The organism is Rhodospirillum centenum SW (genome assembly GCF_000016185.1).
GTDB lineage: Bacteria > Pseudomonadota > Alphaproteobacteria > Azospirillales > Azospirillaceae > Rhodocista > Rhodocista centena.
Window position 1 is genome coordinate 2,105,597 of the sequence record NC_011420.2, and the last position, 22,283, is coordinate 2,127,879.

Here is a 22,283-nt window from a genome sequence, read left to right on the forward strand (position 1 = left end):
GTGGGCCGGCGGTCAGCGGACCAGGGAGGTCCGCGGCAGGGCGATCCTGAAGCAGGTTCCCGGCCCGGCGCGGTCCACGCTCAGGCTGCCTTCGAGCTGGCCGACGAGGCTGCGGATCAGCAGCATGCCGAGCGCCCCCTGCGGTGCCGGAATCGGGTCGGGCAGGCCGCAGCCGTCATCGGCGACGCTCAGGAGAAAACCGTCCGGCGTCTGCCGGAACGCGACCTGCACAAGGCCCGGGCAGCGCCGCTCGAAGGCGTGGCGGCAGGCGTTGGTCACCAGTTCGTTGACGACCAGCCCCAGCGGCACCGCGCTGTCGATGGCAACCGGCTGGGAGTCGCAGTCCGCCTCGATGCGCCACTGATCGTCCTTGTCCGCCATCACCTGCTGGATGTCGGCGCACAGCTCCGTCAGATAGCCGCCGAGGTCGATCCGGTCCACGGAGCGGCCGGAATAGAGACGGCGGTGGACCAGCCCCATCGTCTGGATGCGGTGGTAGATCTTGCCGAGATGCTCCTTCACGGCGGCGTCGGCGGAGCGGGCGGACTGCAGGCTGACGATCGTGGCGATGCGCTGGAAGCTGTTGAAGACCCGGTGGTTCATCTCCTGCAACAGCAGATCCTTCTCGCGCAGGGTCACCTCCAGATTCCGCTCCGCCTCCCGCCGGGCGGAGACGTCGGTATAGGTGCCGATCCATTCCAGCACCGTCCCGTCCGCCGCGCGCACCGGCGCCCCGCGGGCGACGAAGGGACGATAGGTGTTGCTCTCCGCGTGCCGGACGCGGCCTTCCGTCCGGTAGACCGCCCCCTCGGCGCAGGCCCGGGTCCAGGAGTCCAGCACGGCGGCGCGGTCGTCGGGGTGCAGGGCCTCGACCCAGCCGAAGCCGCGGTGCGCGTCCCAGCCCTGGCCGGTGTAGCGCTCCCAGCTCTGCTGCGGCTCCACGAAACGGCCCAGCGCGTCCGTCGTCCAGATGATGGAGCTGGTGGCGCCGACCAGGCTGCGCAGCCGCTGCGCCCCGACCCGCACGCCGGCCTCGGCCGCGCGCAGGGCGCTGATGTCGCGCCAGGCGATGATACCGCCGGTGATGCCGCCCTGCCGGTCCAGGATCGGGCCGGCGTTGCAGAGCACCGGCAGCAGCCGGCCGTCGGCATGGCGCAGCAGCCATTCCTCGTCCGTCACCGTCTCCCCGTTGCGCACGGCGCGGGTCAGCGGCTGGTCCTCGGCAGGAACGGGGCGGCCGTCGCCGACCCGGAACAGCGGCAGGGATGCCGCCCCGGCGTCACCGCCGGAGCACAGGACGTCGCGGCCCAGCATGTCCAGGGCAAGATCGCTGGCCCAGCGGATCGCGGCCGTGGGAGCCTCGGCGATGGCGATGCCCTCCGGAATCCGGGACAGGATCGTCCGCAGAAGAAGGTCCGTCCCGGCCGGCAGGCCGGTCGCGGCCCTGCCGGCCTGTCCCGCCAGCATCGTCAGCAGAGCCCGGGTGGATCCGGGGTCGGTATCGGTCTCGCTCATCATCCCCTTGGCGGATCGCCGGTCACGGGTCCGGATGGGGGATGGTGGAAGGGTTTGCCGTCCCCGCCAATCAGCCGTGGGGCGGAGCGGCACCGGGCCAACGGCGTATGACCTTGGGCCGTATCGGCCCGACCGGCCGGGACCGGACCGGTGTCACTGCCAGATGTGAACGCGGCCGTTGCTGCATCGGAAGCGCCAGGCCTCCCGGTTCCACCAGATCGTGCCGTCGTCCGGCCGGCCGGAGAAGCTGGCGCGGGCACGGTAGCCGAAACGGTCCACGAAGCCTTCGTACACCTTGGCCTGACAGCGGCTCAGGCCGCCGGAGCGGTCGTCGTCCCAGTGGATGCCGTCATCGTGCCGCGGCGGCCCCCAGCCCCAGGGCGGCGGGGGCGGCGACGGGTCGTTCCAGCCGTAGCGCGGCCGGTCGTTCCAGCGATCATCCCAGCGGTCGTCACGCCGGCCGTAGGCGTCCAGCTCGCGCAGGGAGGAGATCTGGCGGAACATGCCGATCTGGCCCAGATCGCCCACCCGCGATCCGGCGCGCAGCACGGTGCAGTCCTTGAAATTCTTGTGGCGGCAGACTTCCCAGGTTCCGGAGCTGACGACCAGTGACCGGGCGCGGTCGTTCCAGGGCGGATACTCGGCCAGATTCCCGATAGCGTAGCGGAGCGTCGTGCGCTCGCCGCGGAAGTCGGCCTCGGAAAAGAGCGTGATCGAGCCGGCGGCGGCCGATCCCGCCCACATCGCCAGGGCCACACCGGCCAAGAGACTGCGCATCATCCTTCACCTCGATGCCGGTCCCCGGCGCCTGGGCGCCTCGGGGGACAGCCGGGGAGAAGTCTGGCGGGGGTTTATGGCGCCTCAAGGGCATCCCCGGGGCGCCGACCGGGCGGCGGCAGGGCGCTGTCGGGTCACCGCCGCAGGGCGATGGCTGCCGTGACCGGCTGGTCGCCGACCGGGATGGCCGCCGCCTCGAAGGACGGCGGTCCCATGCTGCCGATGGCATCGTTGCTGAAGCCGAACGGTTCCCGCGGGATACCCAGGAATCCGGTATCCAGCCGGGCATTGCCGTTCAGGTCCTGGATCACCCGGATCAGGTAACGGCCGGGCGGCAGGTCGGCCAGGGGGGCCGTCAGCCGGTCGCCCTCGGGCCGCAGACGCGCCTGTGCCACGGGGCCGGTGCCACGGCCATAGGCCTCGGCGCTGTCGAACACCTGCACCAGCACCTCGCCGCGGCCGCCGTCGGGCAGCGTGGCGAGGTTGGTGACGGTCAGGCTGAGCTGCGTCGCGGAGGCCGCGGGCGCCAGCCCCGCCGACAGTGCTCCCGTCGCCAGCGCTCCCGCCGTCAGCAGCAGGGCCGCAGCCGGCAGAGCGCCGGTCCGCCGTTCACCGCTGGAGGAACCGCCCGCCGTCATCCGCCCGCCCCCAGGCTCACGCCGTCGGCGGGCGCTTCGCCCGGACCCCGAGCATGTGGCAGATGGCGACCGTCAGTTCGGCCCGGTTCAGGGTGTAGAAGTGGAACTGCTTCACCCCTTCCCGCTCCAGATAGCGGCACTGCTCCACCGCCACGGTGGCGGCGACGAGCTGGCGCGTCTCCGGCGTCTCGTCCAGCCCGTCGAACAGGTCGGTCATCCAGGCGGGAACGGCGCAGTTGCACTTGCCGCCCATCTCCACCGCCTTGGCGAAGTTCATGATCGGCATGACCCCGGGCACCAGCGGGATGTCGATGCCGCGCGCCGCCGCCTTGTCGCGGAAGCGCAGGAAGGCATCGGGGTCGAAGAAGAACTGGCTGATGGCACGGCAGGCGCCGGCATCGACCTTGCGCCGGAGATTGTCGAGATCGTCCTCGGCGCTGCGCGCCTCCGGATGCACCTCGGGGAAGCAGGCGACGGAAATCTCGAAGTCCGCCACCCGCTTCAGGCCGGCGACCAGGTCGGCGGCATAGGCGTAGCCGCCCGGATGCGGCTGGTAGCCGGTGCCGCCCAGCCCGCCCGTGCCGTCGGGGCGCGGCGGCGGGTCGCCGCGCAGGGCGACGATGTGGCGGATGCCGGCATCCCAGTAGGCGCGGGCGACGGCGTCGATCTCCTCTTGCGTGGCGGCGACGCAGGTCAGATGCGCGGCGGCCGGAATCCCCGTCTCCGCCTGGATGGCGGTGACGGTGGCGTGCGTGCGCTCGCGCGTCGAGCCGCCGGCCCCGTAGGTGACGGAGACGAAGGCCGGGCCCAGCGGTGCCAGCCGGTGAATGGACTGCCACAGCGACTCCTGCATCTTCTCCGTCTTCGGCGGGAAGAACTCGAAACTGACGCGGAGGCCGGAGGGCGACTCCAGAAGCGGCTTCGGGGGGGCCACGGCATCCACGAGGTCTGCGAGGCTCATGACAGGGCTCCGGACACGAATTCGATCGGGGTTTCGGGAACGGCGACGACGCCCGGGTCGGCCGGGCGTACCGCGCGCCAGATGGTGACGGTCAGCGGGTCGCCGGGCAGGTGGACGACGGGGCCCGGCAGCAGCCCCGCCTGGGCCAGCCAGCCCGCCACCTCGGCATCGTCGAAGCCCAGGCGGCGGTGCGCATGCTCGCTGCGCAGCACCTCCTGCTCATGGCGGGCGAAGTCCACCGCCACCAGCACGCCGCCGGGCCGCAGCAGGCGCGACGCCTCATAGAGCACGTCCGACGGCTCCTCCGCATAGTGCAGCACCTGATGCACGATGATGGCGTCGAAGCTCTGGGAGGGCAGCGGAAGCTGGTACATGTCGCCCAGCCGGACCTGACAGTTGCGCAGGCCCGCCCGCTCCAGGTTCACCCGCGCCACGGCCAGCATCTCGCGGCTGCTGTCCACGCCGATGGCGCGGCCGACGCGGGGACCGAACAGCTCCAGCATGCGGCCGGTGCCGGTGCCGATGTCCAGCAGGTCCTGCACCCCCTCCGTGGGGACGAGGCGCAGCAGCATCTCCTCCACCTCCCGCTCGGGGACGTGCAGCGACCGGATCTCGTGCCAGCGGGCGGCGTTCTCCCGGAAATACTGGGCCGCGGCCTCGCGCCGGGCCCGCCGGATCGTCTCCAGCCGCTCCAGATCCAGGGCCAGCGTCGGGTCGTCGCCGGGGATCGCGTCCACCAGCGTGTGCGCCAGCTCGGCGCAGGGGCCGCGCTCCGCCAGCCGGAAATAGGCCCAGATGCCCTCCCGGAAGCGGTCCAGCAGCCCGGCCTCGCAGAGCAGCTTGAGATGGCGGGAGACGCGCGGCTGGCTCTGGCCCAGGATCTGGGTCAGCTCGCTGACCGACAGTTCGCCATGGGCGCACAACGCCAGCATGCGCAGCCGGGTCGGCTCGGCCGCCGCCTTCAGCGCGTTCAGCAGGAACTCCATCCACCTCCTCCGCGCCGGCCCGTCCGCACCAACCGCCGGCCTGCCTGTCCTATCGTCCTGCGGGTCCCGGCGCCCCGCCAGGCTGGCCGGTCCCGAGCCACAGAGGCTTAAACACATAAAGATATCTTTATGACCCCGCCGACCCACGGGCAAGGGCTTTTGCGCCCCTCGTTTCCGGGAGCCTCGCTTCTGCGTCCCTGGCCCCCCGACGGCGCCCGCAGGAACCGGCTGAGGGAACACTTTCGTGAAATCCGGGTTCGTTAGCGTACCGCCCGACGACGGCACCGCATGCCAGACCGTCGAGCCCGGCGGTTGTCATGCCCCCGCGCTTCCTTATATCGCCTCGGAATGCTGGAAGCCCGCCGAAATCGCCCCGTCCGCTGGGAGTCCCGTTCCGCCATGCCGATCCCGCATCCGATCAGGCTTGTCGCCGCCGCCCTTCTGACGGGCGCGCTGCTGAGCGGGTGCGCGTCGAACCGGACGGATGACCGGCCGGGCGGCGCAGCACCGGCCGACGGCACCCTGTCCGCGTCCACCTCGGCGCCCGCATCCCTGACCGTTCCGCCGGGCGGCGGGGCGCCGGCCGACACGCGGTCCGTCAACGATCCGCTGGAGCCACTGAACCGCGGCATCTTCTGGTTCAACGAGGCGGTGGACACGGTGCTGATCCGGCCGCTGGCGGTGATCTACAAGACCGTGCTGCCGGACCCGGTGCAGGTGGGCGTGCGCAACGTGCTCCAGAACCTGCGGGCGCCGCTGGACCTGACCAACCAGCTCCTGCAAGGCGACTGGGACGGGGCGGGAACCGTCACCCAGCGGTTCGTCATCAACAGCACGGTAGGGCTGGCCGGGCTGATCGACGTGGCGGCGAAGAACGGGCTTCCCTACGAGTATGAGAGTTTCGACCAGACGCTGGCCGTCTGGGGCCTGCCGGAGGGCCCGTATCTGGTGCTGCCGCTGCTGGGTCCGTCCTCCCTGCGGGACGGCCCGGCCCTGTTCGCGGAGACACTGGCCGATCCCTGGAACAACTACGCGAACAACACCGGCGAAGAGTGGTTTCCCTATGTCCGGTACGGGCTGGCCGCCGTGGACACCCGGGCCGGCTATATCGACGTGATCGACGATCTGAAGGCGAACAGCTTCGACTACTATGCCGCGATGCGGTCACTTTATCGCCAACGACGGGACAACTGGATCCGCGACGGTGCGCCGGCGCCCGACCAGTATCCCGACATTCCGGACTATGAGGACTGAGCGTGATGCGCATCACTGAGTCCGGACGCCAGATTTCCCAGGATGGCAGAGTCATGACAAGCAATACTCCTATCGTGAAGATGAATCGCAGCCTTGTCCTCCGCACTGTCTTCGTCTCGGCGCTGGCCGCGGCGACGGTTCTGACCGGCACCCTGACCACGGCGGCCCTGCGGCCCGCTGTCGCCCAGGCGCAGGCCCAGGGGGCGGGCGATTTCGTCGAGTCCCTGGGCGACCGCGCCATCGCGGTGCTGGCCGACCCGAAGGTCACGGACGAGCAGGCGGTTGAGGAATTCCGCCGCCTGCTGAACGAGAATTTCGATGTCACCACGATCGGCCGCTTCGTGCTGGGCCGCTACTGGAACACGGCCAGCGAGGCACAGCGCCAGGAGTACATGAAGCTCTTCGAGCGCATGATCGTCGAGGTCTACGCCCAGCGGTTCAACCAGTATGCCGGGGAGACCTTCGAGGTGACCGCGTCCCGCGCCGACGGCACCAAGGACGCCATCGTCAGCAGCCAGGTGCTGCGGCCGAACGGACCGCCGGTGAAGGTGGACTGGCGCGTCCGCGCCCGCGACGGCGGCTACCGCATCGTCGATGTGGTGGTCGAAGGGGTGAGCATGAGCGTCACCCAGCGGTCGGAGTTCGCCTCGGTGATCGAGAGCAACGGCGGCAACATCGATGCGCTGCTGGACGCCCTGCGCAAGCGGGCGCAGACCGCCCAGGCCCGGTAAAGCCAGACCCGGCAACCGCTTCTTCTGTGCCCGCGGGCCGGTTTCCCGGCCCGCCGATGACGGCCCCGCCTTCCCCGAGGCGGGGCCGTCGGCGTTTCCAGGCACCCTTGCGCCGGCGGGACGCACCCCTACACTGCCGGGATGCTGCGCGAACTGGCCGACTCCTGGCTGACCGACTGCCCCGCCCCGCTGCGCCGGCTGGGCCATGCCTATGCCGCGACGGCCTGCGCCGCCCGCGGCCGGCGCTGCGCCCGCGCCTGGGCGCCGCACCGGGAGCGGACGAAGGCGGCGATCCGGGCGGCCGTCGCCGCCAGCGCCTGCCACCGCACGGTGCTGGTGCTCGGCTCCGGTCCCCTGGCCGACGTGCCGCTGGCGGACCTGACCGGCCGCTTCGGGCGCGTGGTGCTGGCCGACGCCGCCCAGCCGCCGGCCGCGCGGCTGGCAGCCTGGCGCGCCCGGAGGGGCGCCGTCACGCTGGCGACCCTGGACCTGACGGGCACGGCCGCGGCCCTGACCGACCCCGCCAGCACGGCCCCGCCCCCGCCGGGCTGTGCCGCCTTCCTGGACGATCCCGGGATCGACCTCGTGCTCTCCGTCAATCTGCTCTCCCAGCTTCCCCTGCTGCCGCTGGCGGCGGCGCTGCATCGCTGGCCGGAGACGGATGCGGACGCCTATGGAAGGGCCGTCATCGCCGCCCATCTGGCCCATCTGCGCGGCTTCCGCTGCCCGGTCCTGCTGGTGACCGACATCGCGCGGACCACCCTGGACCGGGACGGGCGCGTCGTGGAGCGGGAAGACCCGCTGTTCGGCGTGTCCCTGCCGGCCGGCACGGTGGAGGACTGGGACTGGGAGCTGGCGCCCGCGGGCGAACTGCCGGGTGGACGGACGCACCGGACCCGGGTGCGGGCGCTGCGGCTGGATACCGCCTTCCCCTGACGACGGGCGCCTGACGGGCCGCCCTTGACAGCGGGACAGCCTCGGCACATTAATGACTGACCAGTCAGTAATTAATGTGCCCCCATGCCGGACCCCCTGCCCCGCCGCCGCAAGGAGACCCGCCCCGCCGAACTGCTGGAGGCGGCGCTGGACCTGTTCGCGGAGAAGGGATTCGCCGCCACCCGGATGGAGGACATCGCCGCCCGCGCCGGGGCGTCGAAGGGCACGCTCTATCTCTATTTCCCGTCCAAGCAGGCGGTGTTCGAGGCGCTGGTGCATTCCGCCCTGCTGCCGAACATCGAGCGGCTGGAGACCGTGGTCGCCGGCTACGAGGGCCGCATGTCCGAGCTGCTGCGGACCACCCTGCGCATCCTGGGCCGCCTGCTGGAAAACCGCCGGCTGATCGTCCTGCCCAAGCTGGTGCTGGCGGAAGCGGCGAACTTCCCGGACCTGGCCCGCTTCCACAAGCGCGCCGTGGTGGACCGCGGCCTGGGCCTGATCGCGTCCATCCTGGAGCGCGGCATGGCGCGCGGCGAGTTCCGCCGCCAGGACCCGCTGCTGGTCGCCCGGCTGTATGTCGCCCCCTTCCTGATGATGGTGATGTGGCGGACGACCTTCGAGCCGCTGGACGACGCCTTCGCCATCGATACGACCCGCCATCTGGAAACGCATCTGGACATCCTGCTGCGCGGCCTTGCCGCGGAGGAGACGCCATGACCCGCCGCCCCCGGCCGCCGCGCGCGGCGCTGGCGCTTCTTCCCCTCCTCCTGCTGGCGGCCGGCTGCGGCGACGGTGGCGAAAGCGGCTTCCAGGGCTATGTCGAGGGGCAGTATCTGCGCATGGCCGCACCGGAGGGCGGCTGGCTGGTCGATCTGGCGGTGGCAGAGGGCGACAGGGTCGTCCCCGGCCAGCCCCTGTTCGCCCTGGAAGACACCCAGCAGCAGGCCGCCCTGGCCGAAGCGAAGGGCCGGCTGGCCCAGGCCATGGCGCAGCTCGCGGACCTGCGGCTGGGCCTGCGGCCGGAGGAGATCGCCCGGATCGAGGCGCGGCTGCGGCAGGCGGAGGCGCTGGCCACCTACACCGCCGCAGAATTGCGCCGGCAGCAGGATCTGGCCAGCCGCGACGTGGCCGCCCGCGCCCGGCTGGACCTCGCCCGCTCCGACGCGCGGCAGGCCGAGGCCGAGGTCGCCGCCGTGAAGGCGGAGCTGGCGACCGCCCGCCTGCCCGCCCGCAGCGACGCCATTCAGGCAGCCGAAGCCGCCGTGGAGGCCGCCCGCGCCGCCGTCGCCCAGGCCGAGTGGCGGCTGGCGCAGCGCCGCGTCGCGGCCCCGGCGGCGGCGCTGGTGGAGGATACGGTGCGCCGGCCGGGCGAATGGGTGCCGGCCGGTGGCCCCGTCGTCACGCTGCTGCCGCCGGAGCAGGTGAAGCTGGTCTTCTTCGTGCCGGAACCGCAGCGCGCCCTGCTGCACCCCGGTGACACGGTGGCACTGTCCTGCACCGGCTGCCCGGACGGGCTGAGCGCGCGGGTCAGCTTCGTGGCGCCGGAGGCGGAGTACACGCCACCCGTCATCTACAGCCTGGAAACCCGGGCCAAGCTGGTCTTCCGGGTCGAGGCCGAACCGCAGGGATCGGCGCGGGACCTGCTGCCCGGCCAGCCGGTCACGGTCCGGCGTACAGCGATCGGCGTGGCCGGACGGATCGGCATCGTGGAGCTTGTGCTGCGGGCCATCGTCCGCGCCGGCAGCCTGGTGGGAGGCGCGCCATGAGCGCCGCCCCGGCCATCGACGTCACCGGGCTGACCAAGCGCTTCGGCCCGAAGACGGTCGTGGACGGCTTCTCCATCCAGGTACGGCGCGGCCAGATCTACGGTTTCCTGGGCCCCAACGGCAGCGGCAAGACCACCACCATCCGCATGCTCTGCGGCCTGCTGCTGCCGGACGGCGGCAGCGGCACCTGCCTGGGCTTCGACATCGTGCGGGAGGCATGGCAGATCAAGCGCCGCGTCGGCTACATGACGCAGCGGTTCAGCCTCTACGAGGACCTCTCCATCAAGGAGAACCTGGACTTCGTGGCCCGCCTCTACGGCCTGCCCGACCGGCCGGCGCGGGTCGCGGCGGCGCTGGACCGGCTGGGGCTGGCACACCGCCGCGACCAGCTGGCCGGAACCCTGTCGGGCGGCTGGAAGCAGCGTCTGGCGCTGGCCGCCTGCATCCTGCACGGGCCGGAGCTGCTGCTGCTGGACGAACCGACGGCCGGCGTCGATCCCAAGGCGCGGCGGGAGTTCTGGGACGAAATCCACACGCTGGCCGCCGACGGCATGACCGTGCTGGTCAGCACCCACTACATGGACGAGGCGGAGCGCTGCCACCGCATCTGCTATCTGGCCTATGGCCGGCTGCTGGCCGACGGCACGGTGGAGGAGGTGGTGCGCGGTTCCGGGCTGCGCACCTGGTACGTCGCCGGGCCGGACGCCCGCATCGCCGCCCTGGCGCGCGAGCTGGCGGGCCGGCCGGGGGTGGAGATGGTGGCCCCGTTCGGCGCCGCCCTGCATGTCAGCGGCAGCGACAGCGCGCGCCTGGACGCCGCCGTCGCCGCCTTCCGCGACGAGCCGGAGCTGCGCTGGCGCGAGGGCGGGCCGGGGCTGGAGGACGTCTTCATCCATCTGATGAACGGGGTGCGCGACCAGTTCGCGCCCGCCGCCGGCAAGGCCGCCGCTGCCGCCGGTCCCGCCCGGAGGGCCGCGTCATGAGCCGCCCCGGCTTCGCCCCCGGCCGTCTTCTGGCGATGATGGTCAAGGAGTTCATCCAGATGAAGCGGGACCGGCTGACCTTCGCCATGATGGTCGGCATCCCGGTGCTCCAGCTCACCCTGTTCGGCTTCGCCATCAACTCCGACCCCAGGCATCTTCCGACCGCCGTCCGGGTGGCGGACCAGGGCCCCTTCACCCGCACGCTGCTGACGACCCTGGAGACCACGGGATATTTCCGCATCGTCGCCGTGACGGCGGACGAGGCGGAGGCCGACCGGCTGCTGGAGCGGGGGGAGGTGCAGTTCGTCGTCACGATCCCGGCCGGCTTCGCCCGCGATCTGGTCCGCGGCGACCGGCCCCGCCTGCTGGTGGAGGCGGACGCGACTGACCCCGCCGCCACGGGCAACGCGGTCGCGGCCTTGCAGCAGGTGGCGCTGATCGGGCTGGCACCGGACCTGACGGGGGCGCTGGCCGGGCTGGCGCCCACCCCCGCCCCGTTCGAGCTGGCGGTCCACCGCCGCTACAATCCGGAGGGGTTGACCCAGTACAACGTGGTGCCCGGTCTGGTCGGCGTGGTGCTGACCATGACCATGGTGCTGATGACGGCGCTGGCCGTCACCCGCGAGCGGGAGCGCGGCACCATGGAGAACCTGCTGGCCATGCCGATCCGCCCGGCGGAGGTGATGCTGGGCAAGATCCTTCCCTTCATCGGCGTCGGCTTCGTCCAGGTGGTGCTGGTGATGGCGGCGGCCCGGCTGCTGTTCGGGGTGCCGATGGTGGGCAGCCCGGCCGTGCTGCTGCTGGCGCTGCTGGCCTTCATCGCCGCCAACCTGTCGGTCGGCTTCCTGTTCTCCACGGTGGCGAAGAACCAGCTTCAGGCGATGCAGATGACGTTCTTCTTCTTCCTGCCGTCGATCCTGCTGTCGGGCTTCATGTTCCCGTTCCGCGGCATGCCGGACTGGGCGCAGACGGTCGGCGAGGTGCTGCCGCTGACCCACTTCCTGCGCATCGTCCGCGGCATCATGCTGAAGGGCAACGGGCTGGCCGAGGTCTGGCCCAGCCTGTGGCCGCTGCTCCTGTTCCTTGCCGTGGTGGCGACACTGGCGCTGAACCGCTACCGGCAGACCCTGGACTGAGGCCGGGTCAGGCGGCACCCGTCACGGTCTGCGGCAGGCGGGCGTCGCGGATCGGCAGGTGGACCAGGGCCGCGAAGAAGGCGAGCGCGACCGAGGCCCACCAGACGGCGTCGTAGCTGCCCAGCCATTCCACCGACAGCCCGCCGGCCCAGGCGCCCAGGAAGGCGCCGATCTGATGGCCCAGGAAGACCAGCCCGAACAGGGTGGAGACATAGGTCGGCCCGAAGATGCCGGCCACCACCCCCGTCGTCAGCGGCACCGTGGAGAGCCAGAGGAACCCCATCGCCGCCGCGAAGGCCAGGGTCACGGCCGGCGTCTTGGCCGAGAGCAGGAAGGCCAGCAGCACCAGCCCGCGGGCGAAGTAGATGCCCGACAGCAGGACCTTCGGCCGGTACCGACCGCCGAGCTGCCCGGCCGCGAGGCTGCCCGCCACGTTGAACAGCCCGACCAGAGCCAGCGACCAGGCCCCGATCTCCGGCGCCAGCCCGCAGGCCGCGACATAGCCGGGCAGATGCACGCTGATGAAGGCGACGTGGAAGCCGCAGACGAAGAAGCCCGCCGTCAGCAGCCAGAACCCGTCATGCCGCGACGCCGCCCGCAGGGCCTGCCCCAGCCCGCCGCCCGGCAGGGTCCGGTGCGCCGGCGGCGGGCCGCCCAGCGCCAGCGCCAGGACAGGGATCGCCAGCGCCGTCAGGGCCAGCGCCAGAAGCGCCCCCTGCCAGCCCAGCCCGCCGATCAGGCCCTGCCCCAGCGGCACGAAGGCGAACATGCCGAAGCTGCCGCCCGCGCTGGCGAGGCCGAGATAGAGGCTGCGCCGCGCCTCCGGCGCTGCCCGCGCCACCGTTCCCAGCACGACGGAGAAGCCCACGGCCGCCAGCGCCGTGCCGATGAACAGCCCGGCCCCGAGCTGGAACAGCGGCAGCGAGCCGCCGAACCCCATCAGCAGCAGCCCCGCGACGAAGGCCACACCACCCCCAGCGACGACGATGCGGGGTCCCTTCACATCGGCGAGCGCCCCCACGAGCGGCTGCGCCACGCCCCAGACGAGCTGCTGCAGCGCCAGCCCGAAGGCCAGCCCGGCCAGCGACCAGCCGGTGTCCGCCGCCATGGGGGCGAGCAGGAGGCCGAAATCCTGACGGATGCCCAGGGCCAGGGCGAGAGCCAGCGACCCGCAGGTCAGCACCAGCAGCGGACGGGTGGGGGCCATGGCGGTTCCCGGCTCGGGCGCCCCGGCGGACGGTCCGGGACGGACGGCCCTGTTCCGGAGCTGCCCCAGAAAGGTGGAGCGGAACGGCCGCCGTGGCAACCGGAACGACAGGCCGGTCCGCCTCCCGGATGCCCCCGGAGAAGCCGTCAGTGCTCCTGCACCTGCGGCTGACCGCGGGCCCGGCGCAGCGCCTCGCTCACCCGGGGCGGGCGGTCCCGGCCGTCGTCGGGATCGGCGATGCGCTCGCGCTCGGCCTGCTCGCGGGCCGCCTGTTCCCGGGCCGCCTGGTCGCGCTGAGCCTGCTCGCGCGCCTCGCGCTCGGCCCGTTCCTGGGCGGCGCGTTCCTGGGCGGCGCGTTCCCGGTCCGCCTGTTCGCGCGCGGCCTGTTCCCTCTCGGCGCGCTCCCGCATCTCCTCGCGGCGGCGCGCTTCCTCATGGGCGCGGCGTTCGGAGTCGGCCTGCCGGCGGGCCTCGTCCTCCGCCCGGCGGCGCTGCGCCTCCTCCCGGGCCGCCTCCTCCCGTGCCCGGCGCAGCGCCTCGTCCACCCGCGGCGGCCGGTCCCGGCCATCGTCGGGATCGAAGCGGTCGGGATCGGGACGCGGCGGCCGCGGGTCGGGCCGGGGATCGGGCCTTGGATCGGGCCTTGGATCGGGCCGGACGACGGGGGGCGGCGGCGGCCGGTGGTCCACCACCGGCGGGGGCGATGGCAGCGTGCCCGGCCGGTAGAACACCTTCAGACCGCGGCCGTAGCGGGTGCAGTCGAACTGGTCGGTGCCCGGCTGCGCCCGGCCCGTGGTGTAGGCGTAGGTGGGATCGTCGCAGACGCTGTTGCGGGCGAAGGTCCCTTCGCGCTTGCCGCTGACATACTTGCCGCGCAGCCCGTTGCCGTAGAGCAGGCAGTCGTATTCGTCGGTGCCGTGGTCGGCCTTGCCGCCATTGGAGGTCTCGTAGCGCGGATCGTCGCAGCGACCGTTGTAGCGGTAGTCGCGCACCCGGTCGTCGCGGTCGTCGTCGCGGTACCAGGACGGGGGATCGTAGTAGTCGGAAGGCGGCGGGCGGCTCGGCGAGGGCGGACCCCAGACCACGTCCTCGCCGGGAACGGGCGGCACGCAGGCCGCGAGCAGCAGGGGAAGGGCGAGGGCCGGGAACGGGAACGCCGGACGCGGCCGGCCGGGAGCGGACATGCTGGGGACTCCGGTCTGGGACGGCAACGGGCCGCCAGCCCCCATAGCACAGCACCGCAGTGGTGGATATCGGGCGGAGATGCGACGCGATGGTGGCAGACTCCGCCCGTAAAAACGGAAACCGCCGCCGGGCGGGCACCCGGCGGCGGTTCCGAAGGCAGTGGCGCGGCCGGCAGGGCCAGCGGCAGACTGGCCTCGCGGCAGACTGGCCGCGCTGAAGGCAGGCCGCGACGGATCAGGCGCGGACGAGCGGCTTGTACTTGATGCGGTGCGGCTGGTCGGCCTCCGCCCCCAGGCGGCGGTGACGGTCGGCCTCGTAGTCGGCGTAGTTGCCCTCGAACCAGACCACCTGGCTGTCGCCCTCGAAGGCCAGGATGTGGGTGGCGATGCGGTCGAGGAACCAGCGGTCGTGCGAGATGACGACGGCGCAGCCGGGGAAGGCCACCAGCGCCTCTTCCAGCGCCCGCAGCGTCTCCACGTCCAGGTCGTTGGTCGGCTCGTCCAGCAGCAGGACATTGGCGCCGGACTTCAGCATCTTCGCCAGATGCACACGGTTGCGCTCACCGCCCGACAGCACGCCGACCTTCTTCTGCTGGTCGGGGCCGCGGAAGTTGAAGGCGCTGACATAGGCGCGGCTGGGCATGGACTTCTTGCCCAGTTCGATCATGTCCAGCCCGTCGGAGATCTCCTCCCAGACGGTCTTCTTGTCATTCAGCGTGTCGCGGCTCTGATCGACATAGCCCAGGCTCACCGTGTCGCCGACGCGGAAGGCCCCGTCGTCGGGCTTCTCGCTGCCGGTGATCATGCGGAACAGGGTGGTCTTGCCCGCGCCGTTCGGGCCGATCACGCCGACGATGCCGCCCGGCGGCAGGCGGAAGGACAGGTCGTCGATCAGCAGCCGGTCGCCGAAGCCCTTCTTCAGGTTCTCCGCCTCGATCACCAGATTGCCCAGCCGCGGCGGCGTGGGGATGACGATCTTGGTCTCGGTGACGCTTTCCTTCTGGTTCGCCTGGGCCAGCATCTCCTCGTAGGACTGGATGCGGGCCTTCGACTTGGCCTGACGCGCCTTCGGGCTGGCGCGCACCCACTCCAGCTCGCTCGCCAGGAACTTCTGCCGGGCGTCGTTCTCGCGGCTCTCCTGCTCCAGGCGCTTCTGCTTCTGCTCGAGCCAGGAGGAGTAGTTGCCCTCGTAGGGGATGCCCGAGCCACGGTCCAGCTCCAGGATCCAGCCGGTGACCGCATCCAGGAAGTAACGGTCGTGGGTGACCATCACGACGGTGCCCGGATAGTCGGCCAGGAAACGCTGGAGCCACGCCACGCTCTCGGCGTCCAGATGGTTGGTCGGCTCGTCCAGCAGCAGCATGTCCGGCCGGGACAGCAGCAGCTTGCACAGCGCCACGCGGCGCTTCTCGCCGCCGGACAGCTTGGCCACCTCGGCCTCGCCGTCGGGGCAGCGCAGCGCGTCCATGGCGATCTCGACCGTGCGGTCCAGCTCCCAGGCGTTGGCGGCGTCGATCTTCTCCTGCAGGTCGGCCTGCTCGGCCAGCAGCGTGTCGAAGTCGGCATCGGGGTCCGCCATGAGGTTGGAGACCTCGTTGAAGCGGTCCAGCAGCGCCTTCGTCTCGGCCACGCCGTCCATGACGTTGTCGCGGACGTTCTTCGTCGGGTCGAGCTGCGGCTCCTGCGGCAGGTAACCGACCTTCACGCCGTCGGCGGCCCAGGCCTCGCCATGGTAGTCCTTGTCGAGCCCCGCCATGATCTTCAGCAGGGTGGACTTACCGGCGCCGTTCACGCCCAGGACGCCGATCTTGGCGCCGGGATAGAAGCTCAGCCAGATGTTCTCGAAGACCTTCTTGCCACCGGGGTAGACCTTGGTCACACCCTTCATGACGTAGACGTACTGATAGCTGGCCATGGACGGCGTTCCTTCGGTTCCGGGGTGATCGCGGGGGCGCCACTGCGGCGGGCGGGTTGTACCCCAGCCAGGGCGCACCGCGCAACGGCAGCAGGGACGGGGCCGCAGGGCAGGCGGCGGCAGGACAGGCAGCGGCAGGAGAAACGCCCCCGGCTCCCGCAACCGCCCACGGCCCGGCCGGTTCCGTCCGGCTCCCGGGTTCCCAGCCGCCCCCCGACCTGCTATCCCCGGCGCACGCGACCCGACCGGACCGACCGCCCATGCTGGACATCTTCATCGACGCCGACGCCTGCCCGGTGAAGGAGGAGACCTTCCGCGTGGCCCTGCGCTACGACCTCCGGGTCTTCCTCGTCGCCAACGCGCCGCTGCGGCTGCCGCCGCAGGGGCGGGTGGAGCTGGTCGTGGTGCCGGGCAGCTTCGACGCCGCCGACGACTGGATCGCCGAGCGCATCGACCAGGGTGACATCGCCGTGACCAGCGACATCCCGCTGGCCAAGCGCTGCCTGGACAAGGGCGCCCGCGTGGTGCCGCCCAACGGGCGCCAGTTCACCCCGGCCAACATCGGTGCCGCCCTGGCGAGCCGGGCGCTGATGCAGGACCTGCGGGAGATGGCGCGGGCCGACGGCACGGCCCTGCGCGGCAACGCCCCCTTCTCCGCCCAGGACCGCTCCCGCTTCCTGCAGGAACTGGACACCGTCATCAACGCGGTGCGCCGGGGCCGCTGACGACCCGAAGAGCTGTCGGCCGGGAGATATGCGGGCCGGGAGATAAGCGGCCCGGGAGATAAGCGGGGAGTGTGCGGGGTGCTGGTGGGCCCGGCAGGATTCGAACCTGCAACCAGACCGTTATGAGCGGCCGGCTCTAACCGTTGAGCTACAGGCCCCCACCCGCACGGGAAGCTTCCCGGTGGCAGGACGCCCTGGGGAAGCGCCGTGCCGGGGAAGCGCCGAGAATGTGCATCGGCCGCGGGAACGATTCAACCCCCCCGGCGCGATCCCCAGGCGTGATCCCCAAGGCGTGATCCCCAAGGCGCGATCCCTGCCCGGGCGGCCGGCGCCCTCCCCCCTTCCCCTTCACGGCTTCCTCCGGCCGGCAGGGAAGTCCCCGGCGGCCCCGGATAAATCCACCAGCGGGACTGTGGTCTTTTCCCTTGATCGCCTCCAGCGCGATCACAGTGAAAGAGCGGTCCCCGGCCGTGTATCCGGAGACAAAAGCGGTTGCAATACGAAACCCGTGTGATAGCGTCATGGAAAAAGGGGAAAAACGATCCCGATAGAGCTTTGCGGATACAGTCTTTTCAAAGGCTGTTCATGCTGCGATTGCGAAATGCTCTTTCAGGCACATCGGTCTGTCAGGCACATCGGACGGCACCCGCTGGACCGCATGCTGCTGAAGACCGGGGTGCGTGATCGACACGGGATCCGGAACGGGGAGGGGCACCCATGGCTTCGACCATGCGGGCACGGGCGCCGGGAACCGGCGCACCGGAGGCAAGACTTTGCGCAGGCAGACTCTGCGCAGGCGGACTGCGCGCCGGCAGAGTCAGCGAGGACAGAGTCAGCGAGGACAGAGTCAGCGAAGGCAGACACCGCGGCCACCGGCTCCCGGCCGGCCGGGAGCGGGCAGCCGGAACGCGGACACCCGTGGCGCGGGTCCCCATGGTGCGGGTCCCCATGGTGCGGGCGCAGGCGTCTAGGGCGACCGGCCCCCGCCCGCCATCGTTTCTCCCCTTCCCCGCCCGTCCCGGCGCCGTCGCGTCCGGGAGCCCGGTCACCGTGACCGGGCCTCTTCTTCCTCCCGCCACCTTCTTGCCGTCACCTTCGTCGCCCGCCTGCTCGCAAGGGCGCCGAACCAAGGGATGCAGGTCCCCATCGCCCGGCACCGCCAGCGGCGCCGGACAGCGATGACCGACGGGGAGAGGGGCGGCCGGTCCCCGACCGGCAGCCCCGCGACGGCCGGGGGAGGTGGGCGCGTCCCGCCTCCCCCTCTTTTTGCCTGCGGCCCCGGAGCTTGCCTGTGCCCCGGAGCTTGCCTGTGCCCCGGAGCGGCCGGCGGGCCCCGTCAGTCGTAGGGCCGCCGCTCCGACAGGCGCAGCAGGCCGCGGACGACGACATAGAGATTGTAGACGAATGTCAGGACCAGGATCGGGAAGCCGATCAGGACGGGGGTCAGCACCCAGCCGACGGCGTAGCCGATGAAGACGATGATGCCGCTGCGGATCAGCGCCGCGAAGTGGCTCTCATAGATCGTGCCGATGGCATCGCCGCGCTTCACCACGGCGATGATGAAGCCGATCGGCCCGGTGACCCAGGAGGTCAGCAGACCCACGCCGTAGCTGATCCAGGCGATCAGGACGGCGTTGTGCAGCGCCTCCCGGCGGCGGGTGCTGTAGGGATCGGCGTGGCTCATCGGGTCCTCTCGGCTGGACGGTCCGGCGGCGCACGGTACACCACCGGGCAGGCCGGTCAACCATACCGGCGCTGTTCCCCTCCTGCGAGGCGGCCCCTTCGCGCCCTCTTGCGCGCCATCGGACGGGCTGGCATGGCTTGGCGGTTCCTTCCGCCACGGTGAGCCACGATGCCTGCGCCTGTCACGGTCGATTTCTACTACAGCCCGGCCAGCCCCTACGCCTATCTCGCCTCCACCCAGATGTTGCAGCTCCAGATCGAGACGCGCTGCCGGGTGGACTGGTATCCCGTCTCGGGGCGCATGCTGATCGCCAAGGCCGGCTACGATTACGGCAGCCTCCAGGGCCGGTCCGGCCAGTTCAATCCGGAATACCGGCGCACCGATCTGGAGCGCTGGGCCCGGCTCTACGGCGTGCCCTGCCGCGATTACAGCCGCGTCACCATCCAGGACCCGGTGCGGCTGGCGCTGGCCTGTGTCGCCGCCCGCCGCTTCGACGCGGGCCAGGTGTTCGCCCGCGCGCTGATGAAGGCGGTCTGTGTGGACGGTCCCGACGTGATCGACGATTCCGTGCTGATCGCCATCGCCAACGACACCGCCGGGATCGAGCCGCACCTGTTCGCGCCCATGCTGGACGATCCGGAGACCGCGGCGATCCACCAGGGCCTGATCGACACGGCGGTGGCCGCCGGCTGCTTCGGCGTGCCCAGCTTCGTCGTGGCCGGCCGGGAGGTGGTGTTCGGCAACGACCGCCTGCCGCTGCTGCGTCAGGCGATCCGCGAGGCGCAGCAGGCCGGCTGACCCCGGCCGCAAGGGGCGGTCTCAGGGGACGGCCACTGGGGACGGTCACTGGGGACGGTCACTGGGGACGGTCACTGGGGGGAGGCGAGAATGATCGGGAACGATGCCGTCGGGACGGCCGCGGGCGAGACGGCCGCCACCCTGGCCGCGGCCGAACTGGCCCTGGGCGGCAGCGGCCGGCCGGAGGGAGCCGGGCCCGAGGCTGGCGCGCCCGAGGCTGGCGCGCGCTGCCGCAACTGCGGCACGCCTGTCGCCGGGCGCTTCTGCACCACCTGCGGCCAGTCCCTGCGGGACGATTCCCGGTCGCTGTGGAGCCTGGTCAGGGAGGCGCTGGAGGGGCTCTACAATTTCGACGGACGGGTGCTGCTGACGCTGCGGCACCTGTTCCTGCGCCCCGGCCTGATGACGGCGGACTGGAACGCCGGCAAGCGGGCGCGCTACGTACCGCCGCTGCGGCTCTACCTGTTCACCTCGCTCCTGTTCTTCCTGACCCTCTCGCAGGCGAACGTCGCGCTGCTCGTCGTCGAGATGGCGCCGGCAGAGGGGGCGGGAAACCCCGCGGCCACGGCACCCGCCGCTCCTGAAGGCGAGGCGGCAGGCTCCGCCGATGCGGGACCGGGGGCCGATGCGGGATCGGGGGCCGATGTGGCGGCGGGGTCGGTGGTCGTGACGACGGACAGGGCCGCGCGCTTCCGCTTCCTGGTGGACCTGGATACCTGGAAGCCCCCGGCGCAGATCGACATGGCGCAGGTGCAGCAGAGCCTGGACGAGAACCTCCGCATCAAGACCGGCGATCCGGAGTCCGAAGCCGCGGTGCTGGACTGGGTGCGCCGGCTGTTCCACGGCATGGCCGTCAGCGTGGACCAGCCGCAGTCGCTGAACCGAATCATGGGCGACAAGCTGGCGAAGCTGATGTTCGTGCTGATGCCGGTCTTCGCGGTCCTGCTGGCCCTGCTGTACCGGCGGCAGCACCGCTACATGGTCGAGCATCTGGTCTTCGCCCTGCACCTGCACACCCTGGTCTTCGCCACCGTGATGCTGGCGGTCTGGCTGCAACAGGTGCCGGGCACCGTGCTGGCGCCGGCGGTCGGCTGGGCGATGCAGGGCTTCCCCGTCCTGGTCGGCGCCTATCTCTGGCTGGCGCTGCGCCGGGTCTACGGCCAGGGGGTTGTGAAGACGACGGTGAAGGGGGCGCTGCTGGGCGCGACCTATTTCGTCATCGTCTCCACGGTTCTGGTCGCCACCCTGGTGCTGAGCCTGCCCGAGGTCTGATCCCGGTCAGAGCAGGCGCGTCTCCCCGATGCGCAGCAGCCAGGCGTCCGCCTCGGCATAGCCCGCCGCCCGGGCGGCGGGGCCGAAGCGGGCCGGCGGCTCGAACGGCTCCTCCTCCGTCAGCAGCACCGTGCCCCAGTGCATGCCCAGGACACGGGCCGCGCGCAGGTCGCGGGCGATGGCGACGCCCTCCTCCGGGTCGGCATGGACGGCCCGCATGATCGAGCGGGGCTGGTAGGCCCCGATCCCGACGATGGCGAGATCGACGGGACCGTAGCGCTCCCCCAGTTCCGCGAAGACGGGGCCGTGCGCGCTGTCGCCGCCGAACCAGACGCGCCGTCCCCCGGCCTCCAGCAGGTAGCTGCACCAGAGCGTGCGGTCGCGGTCGAACAGGCCGCGGGCGGAACCGTGGATGGCCGGCAGCGCCGTGACGGTCACCCCGCCCGTCTCCAGCCGGTCGTGCCAGTCCAGCTCCGCCACCGTCCGGTAGCCCAGCCGGTGCAGCATCCGCCCCAGCCCCAGCGGCACGGCGGCGGGCACGCCGTGCCGGCCGGGCAGCGCCTTCAGGGTACGGGTGCAGAGATGGTCGTAATGGCAGTGCGAGAGCAGGAGCAGATCCACCGGCGGCAGCCGGTCCACCGGAATGCCGGGCGGCGCGTAGCGGCGGGGGCCGAAGCCCCGGAGCGGGCTGGCATGGTCGGACAGCCAGGGATCGCAGAGGATGGTGCGGCCGCCCAGCCGGATCAGGAAGGCGGCATGGCCCAGCCAGGTGACGCTGTCCCGTCCCGCCGCGGCTGCGAGCCCCGCCAGCGCCGCCTGCGGGGACAGGACATGGCCGTCGGGCAGCGGCACGGGCTGTTTCCGCCGCCGGTTCAGGCGCTTGAGAAAGGCGCCCATCTCCCGCTCCCAGCCCGGCTCGCGCACCGGGCTGCCGGGCGGGTTGCGGAAGCCGCGGTCGGTGTGGTGCTCCGGCCGGCCGCCCGCGGCAGCGGCGCGGGTCAGCCCGACGGCGGGACGGCTCACCGCGCCTGACGCCGCAGATGCTGCATCAGCCGCACGGGCGACGGGAAGGCGTCGAGCATCTTGCCCAGCCCGCCCAGATTGCCGGCCTTGGAGAGCCCCTGGCCCAGCGTCATGACGTTGGCGATGCGGCGGTCGAGGAAGGCCCAGGTGGCGGCGTCGTCCTCGGAGCGGTCCTCCAGCCAGTAGAGCACGGTGGAGGTCTGCACCCCCGCCAGCAGCAGGCGCTTGGTATAGAAATTGTGATCGGTGGAGCGGTCGCCGGCCGCCGCCCACATGGCATCCACCGTGCGGTAGAGCAGCCGCGGCCCCGCGCCGGCGTTCTGCGGCAGGGCCAGCACGGCGACGCTGCGCCGGACCGCCTCCTTGTAGGGGGCCAGCACCTCCAGCCGGGTGCGGACGGCCAGGGTGATGCGGTCGCGGATCTTCAGTGCCGGCAGGTTCGCCTCGGCCAGTCGCTCCATCATCTGGCGGTCGGCCCAGGTGCTGAAATGCTCCACCGCCTGGATGACGCCGCCGGGGAAGCTGGCCGGGGCCGCCTCCGGCTCGTAGCCGGCCGCTTCGGCGCCGCGGCGCATGGTGCCCAGGGTCCAGCCGTCGAACGGCACGTCCGGCAGCATGCCCAGCAGGATGGCATCGCGCCGGGCGGTCAGCTCGTCGTCGTCCCCCGCCCGGATCTCCTCGGCCGCGGCGGCGAACTCCAGGGCGTCGGCGGAGAGCGACTCCGCGGACGACACGGGCACGGACTCGGCCGCGGCCTGGGCCTCCGGAATGGCATTGGGCGTCGTGGTCATG

Annotated in this window: 21 protein-coding genes and 1 tRNA gene; 10 read left to right on the forward strand and 12 right to left on the reverse strand. The window is 71.8% G+C overall.

Going from position 1 to position 22,283, the window contains the following annotated elements:
• Positions 1-12 precede the first annotated feature (12 nt).
• The 5 genes from RC1_RS09830 to RC1_RS09850 all read right to left on the reverse strand — a co-directional run bounded on the left by RC1_RS09830 (position 13) and on the right by RC1_RS09850 (position 4,877).
• Positions 13-1,515 (reverse strand): sensor histidine kinase, encoded by a 1,503-nt coding sequence (locus RC1_RS09830; protein WP_184446178.1) that lies wholly within the window; start codon positions 1,513-1,515, stop codon positions 13-15.
• A gap of 153 nt (positions 1,516-1,668) precedes the next feature.
• Positions 1,669-2,292 (reverse strand): beta/gamma crystallin-related protein, encoded by a 624-nt coding sequence (locus RC1_RS20090; protein WP_049766683.1) that lies wholly within the window; start codon positions 2,290-2,292, stop codon positions 1,669-1,671.
• Positions 2,293-2,426: 134 nt separating this feature from the next.
• Complete coding sequence (locus tag RC1_RS09840; RefSeq protein WP_012567225.1) at positions 2,427-2,930, reverse strand: DUF2141 domain-containing protein; 504 nt, start codon at positions 2,928-2,930, stop codon at positions 2,427-2,429.
• Between the two features lie 16 nt (positions 2,931-2,946).
• A complete protein-coding gene (metF, locus tag RC1_RS09845; RefSeq protein WP_012567226.1) occupies positions 2,947-3,891 on the reverse strand; it encodes a methylenetetrahydrofolate reductase in 945 nt (314 codons plus the stop codon).
• Complete coding sequence (locus tag RC1_RS09850) at positions 3,888-4,877, reverse strand: ArsR/SmtB family transcription factor (RefSeq protein ID WP_012567227.1); 990 nt, start codon at positions 4,875-4,877, stop codon at positions 3,888-3,890. The genes metF and RC1_RS09850 overlap by 4 nt, the downstream gene beginning before the upstream one ends.
• A gap of 399 nt (positions 4,878-5,276) precedes the next feature.
• On the opposite strand from RC1_RS09850, the gene RC1_RS09855 reads away from it, so the two are divergent.
• The 7 genes from RC1_RS09855 (at position 5,277) to RC1_RS09885 (ending at position 11,683) form a co-directional block, all read left to right on the forward strand.
• The gene (locus RC1_RS09855; protein WP_012567228.1) at positions 5,277-6,131 is read left to right on the forward strand and encodes an MlaA family lipoprotein; all 855 of its coding nucleotides are present in this window, start codon (positions 5,277-5,279) and stop codon (positions 6,129-6,131) included.
• A gap of 80 nt (positions 6,132-6,211) precedes the next feature.
• A complete protein-coding gene (locus RC1_RS09860; protein ID WP_012567229.1) occupies positions 6,212-6,862 on the forward strand; it encodes an MlaC/ttg2D family ABC transporter substrate-binding protein in 651 nt (216 codons plus the stop codon).
• A gap of 141 nt (positions 6,863-7,003) precedes the next feature.
• Positions 7,004-7,798, forward strand: a complete 795-nt coding sequence (locus tag RC1_RS09865; protein ID WP_012567230.1) for a hypothetical protein — start codon at positions 7,004-7,006, stop codon at positions 7,796-7,798.
• 84 nt (positions 7,799-7,882) lie between these two features.
• On the forward strand, positions 7,883-8,515 hold the full coding sequence (locus RC1_RS09870) for a TetR/AcrR family transcriptional regulator (RefSeq protein WP_012567231.1): 633 nt from the start codon (positions 7,883-7,885) through the stop codon (positions 8,513-8,515).
• On the forward strand, positions 8,512-9,564 hold the full coding sequence (locus tag RC1_RS09875) for an HlyD family secretion protein (protein ID WP_012567232.1): 1,053 nt from the start codon (positions 8,512-8,514) through the stop codon (positions 9,562-9,564). The genes RC1_RS09870 and RC1_RS09875 overlap by 4 nt, the downstream gene beginning before the upstream one ends.
• Complete coding sequence (locus tag RC1_RS09880) at positions 9,561-10,547, forward strand: ABC transporter ATP-binding protein (protein WP_012567233.1); 987 nt, start codon at positions 9,561-9,563, stop codon at positions 10,545-10,547. Before RC1_RS09875 ends, RC1_RS09880 begins: the two co-directional genes overlap by 4 nt.
• Entirely contained in the window at positions 10,544-11,683 is a 1,140-nt protein-coding gene (locus tag RC1_RS09885; protein ID WP_012567234.1) for an ABC transporter permease, read from the forward strand. Before RC1_RS09880 ends, RC1_RS09885 begins: the two co-directional genes overlap by 4 nt.
• 7 nt (positions 11,684-11,690) lie before the next feature.
• Here the strand turns inward: RC1_RS09885 and RC1_RS09890 are convergent, their stop codons facing one another.
• The 3 genes from RC1_RS09890 to ettA all read right to left on the reverse strand — a co-directional run bounded on the left by RC1_RS09890 (position 11,691) and on the right by ettA (position 15,989).
• On the reverse strand, positions 11,691-12,890 hold the full coding sequence (locus tag RC1_RS09890; protein ID WP_012567235.1) for an MFS transporter: 1,200 nt from the start codon (positions 12,888-12,890) through the stop codon (positions 11,691-11,693).
• 146 nt (positions 12,891-13,036) lie between these two features.
• On the reverse strand, positions 13,037-14,074 hold the full coding sequence (locus tag RC1_RS09895; RefSeq protein WP_012567236.1) for an ATP synthase subunit B family protein: 1,038 nt from the start codon (positions 14,072-14,074) through the stop codon (positions 13,037-13,039).
• Positions 14,075-14,309: 235 nt separating this feature from the next.
• Entirely contained in the window at positions 14,310-15,989 is a 1,680-nt protein-coding gene (gene ettA, locus RC1_RS09900) for an energy-dependent translational throttle protein EttA (RefSeq protein ID WP_012567237.1), read from the reverse strand.
• Positions 15,990-16,252: 263 nt separating this feature from the next.
• On the opposite strand from ettA, the gene RC1_RS09905 reads away from it, so the two are divergent.
• Entirely contained in the window at positions 16,253-16,714 is a 462-nt protein-coding gene (locus RC1_RS09905; RefSeq protein ID WP_202795600.1) for a YaiI/YqxD family protein, read from the forward strand.
• 82 nt (positions 16,715-16,796) lie between these two features.
• Here RC1_RS09905 and RC1_RS09910 read toward each other — a convergent pair.
• Positions 16,797-16,872, reverse strand: a tRNA-Ile gene (locus tag RC1_RS09910).
• 1,178 nt (positions 16,873-18,050) lie between these two features.
• Positions 18,051-18,398, reverse strand: a complete 348-nt coding sequence (locus RC1_RS09915; protein WP_012567239.1) for a DUF4870 family protein — start codon at positions 18,396-18,398, stop codon at positions 18,051-18,053.
• Positions 18,399-18,566: 168 nt separating this feature from the next.
• On the opposite strand from RC1_RS09915, the gene RC1_RS09920 reads away from it, so the two are divergent.
• On the forward strand, positions 18,567-19,196 hold the full coding sequence (locus RC1_RS09920) for a 2-hydroxychromene-2-carboxylate isomerase (protein WP_012567240.1): 630 nt from the start codon (positions 18,567-18,569) through the stop codon (positions 19,194-19,196).
• A gap of 90 nt (positions 19,197-19,286) precedes the next feature.
• On the forward strand, positions 19,287-20,468 hold the full coding sequence (locus tag RC1_RS09925) for a DUF3667 domain-containing protein (protein WP_012567241.1): 1,182 nt from the start codon (positions 19,287-19,289) through the stop codon (positions 20,466-20,468).
• A 6-nt stretch (positions 20,469-20,474) separates the two neighbouring features.
• Here RC1_RS09925 and RC1_RS09930 read toward each other — a convergent pair whose 3' ends face one another.
• A complete protein-coding gene (locus RC1_RS09930) occupies positions 20,475-21,491 on the reverse strand; it encodes an MBL fold metallo-hydrolase (protein WP_012567242.1) in 1,017 nt (338 codons plus the stop codon).
• Positions 21,488-22,282, reverse strand: coding sequence for a COQ9 family protein (locus RC1_RS09935; protein ID WP_012567243.1), 795 nt, complete (start codon positions 22,280-22,282; stop codon positions 21,488-21,490). Before RC1_RS09935 ends, RC1_RS09930 begins: the two co-directional genes overlap by 4 nt.
• Between the last annotated feature and the right edge of the window lies 1 nt (position 22,283).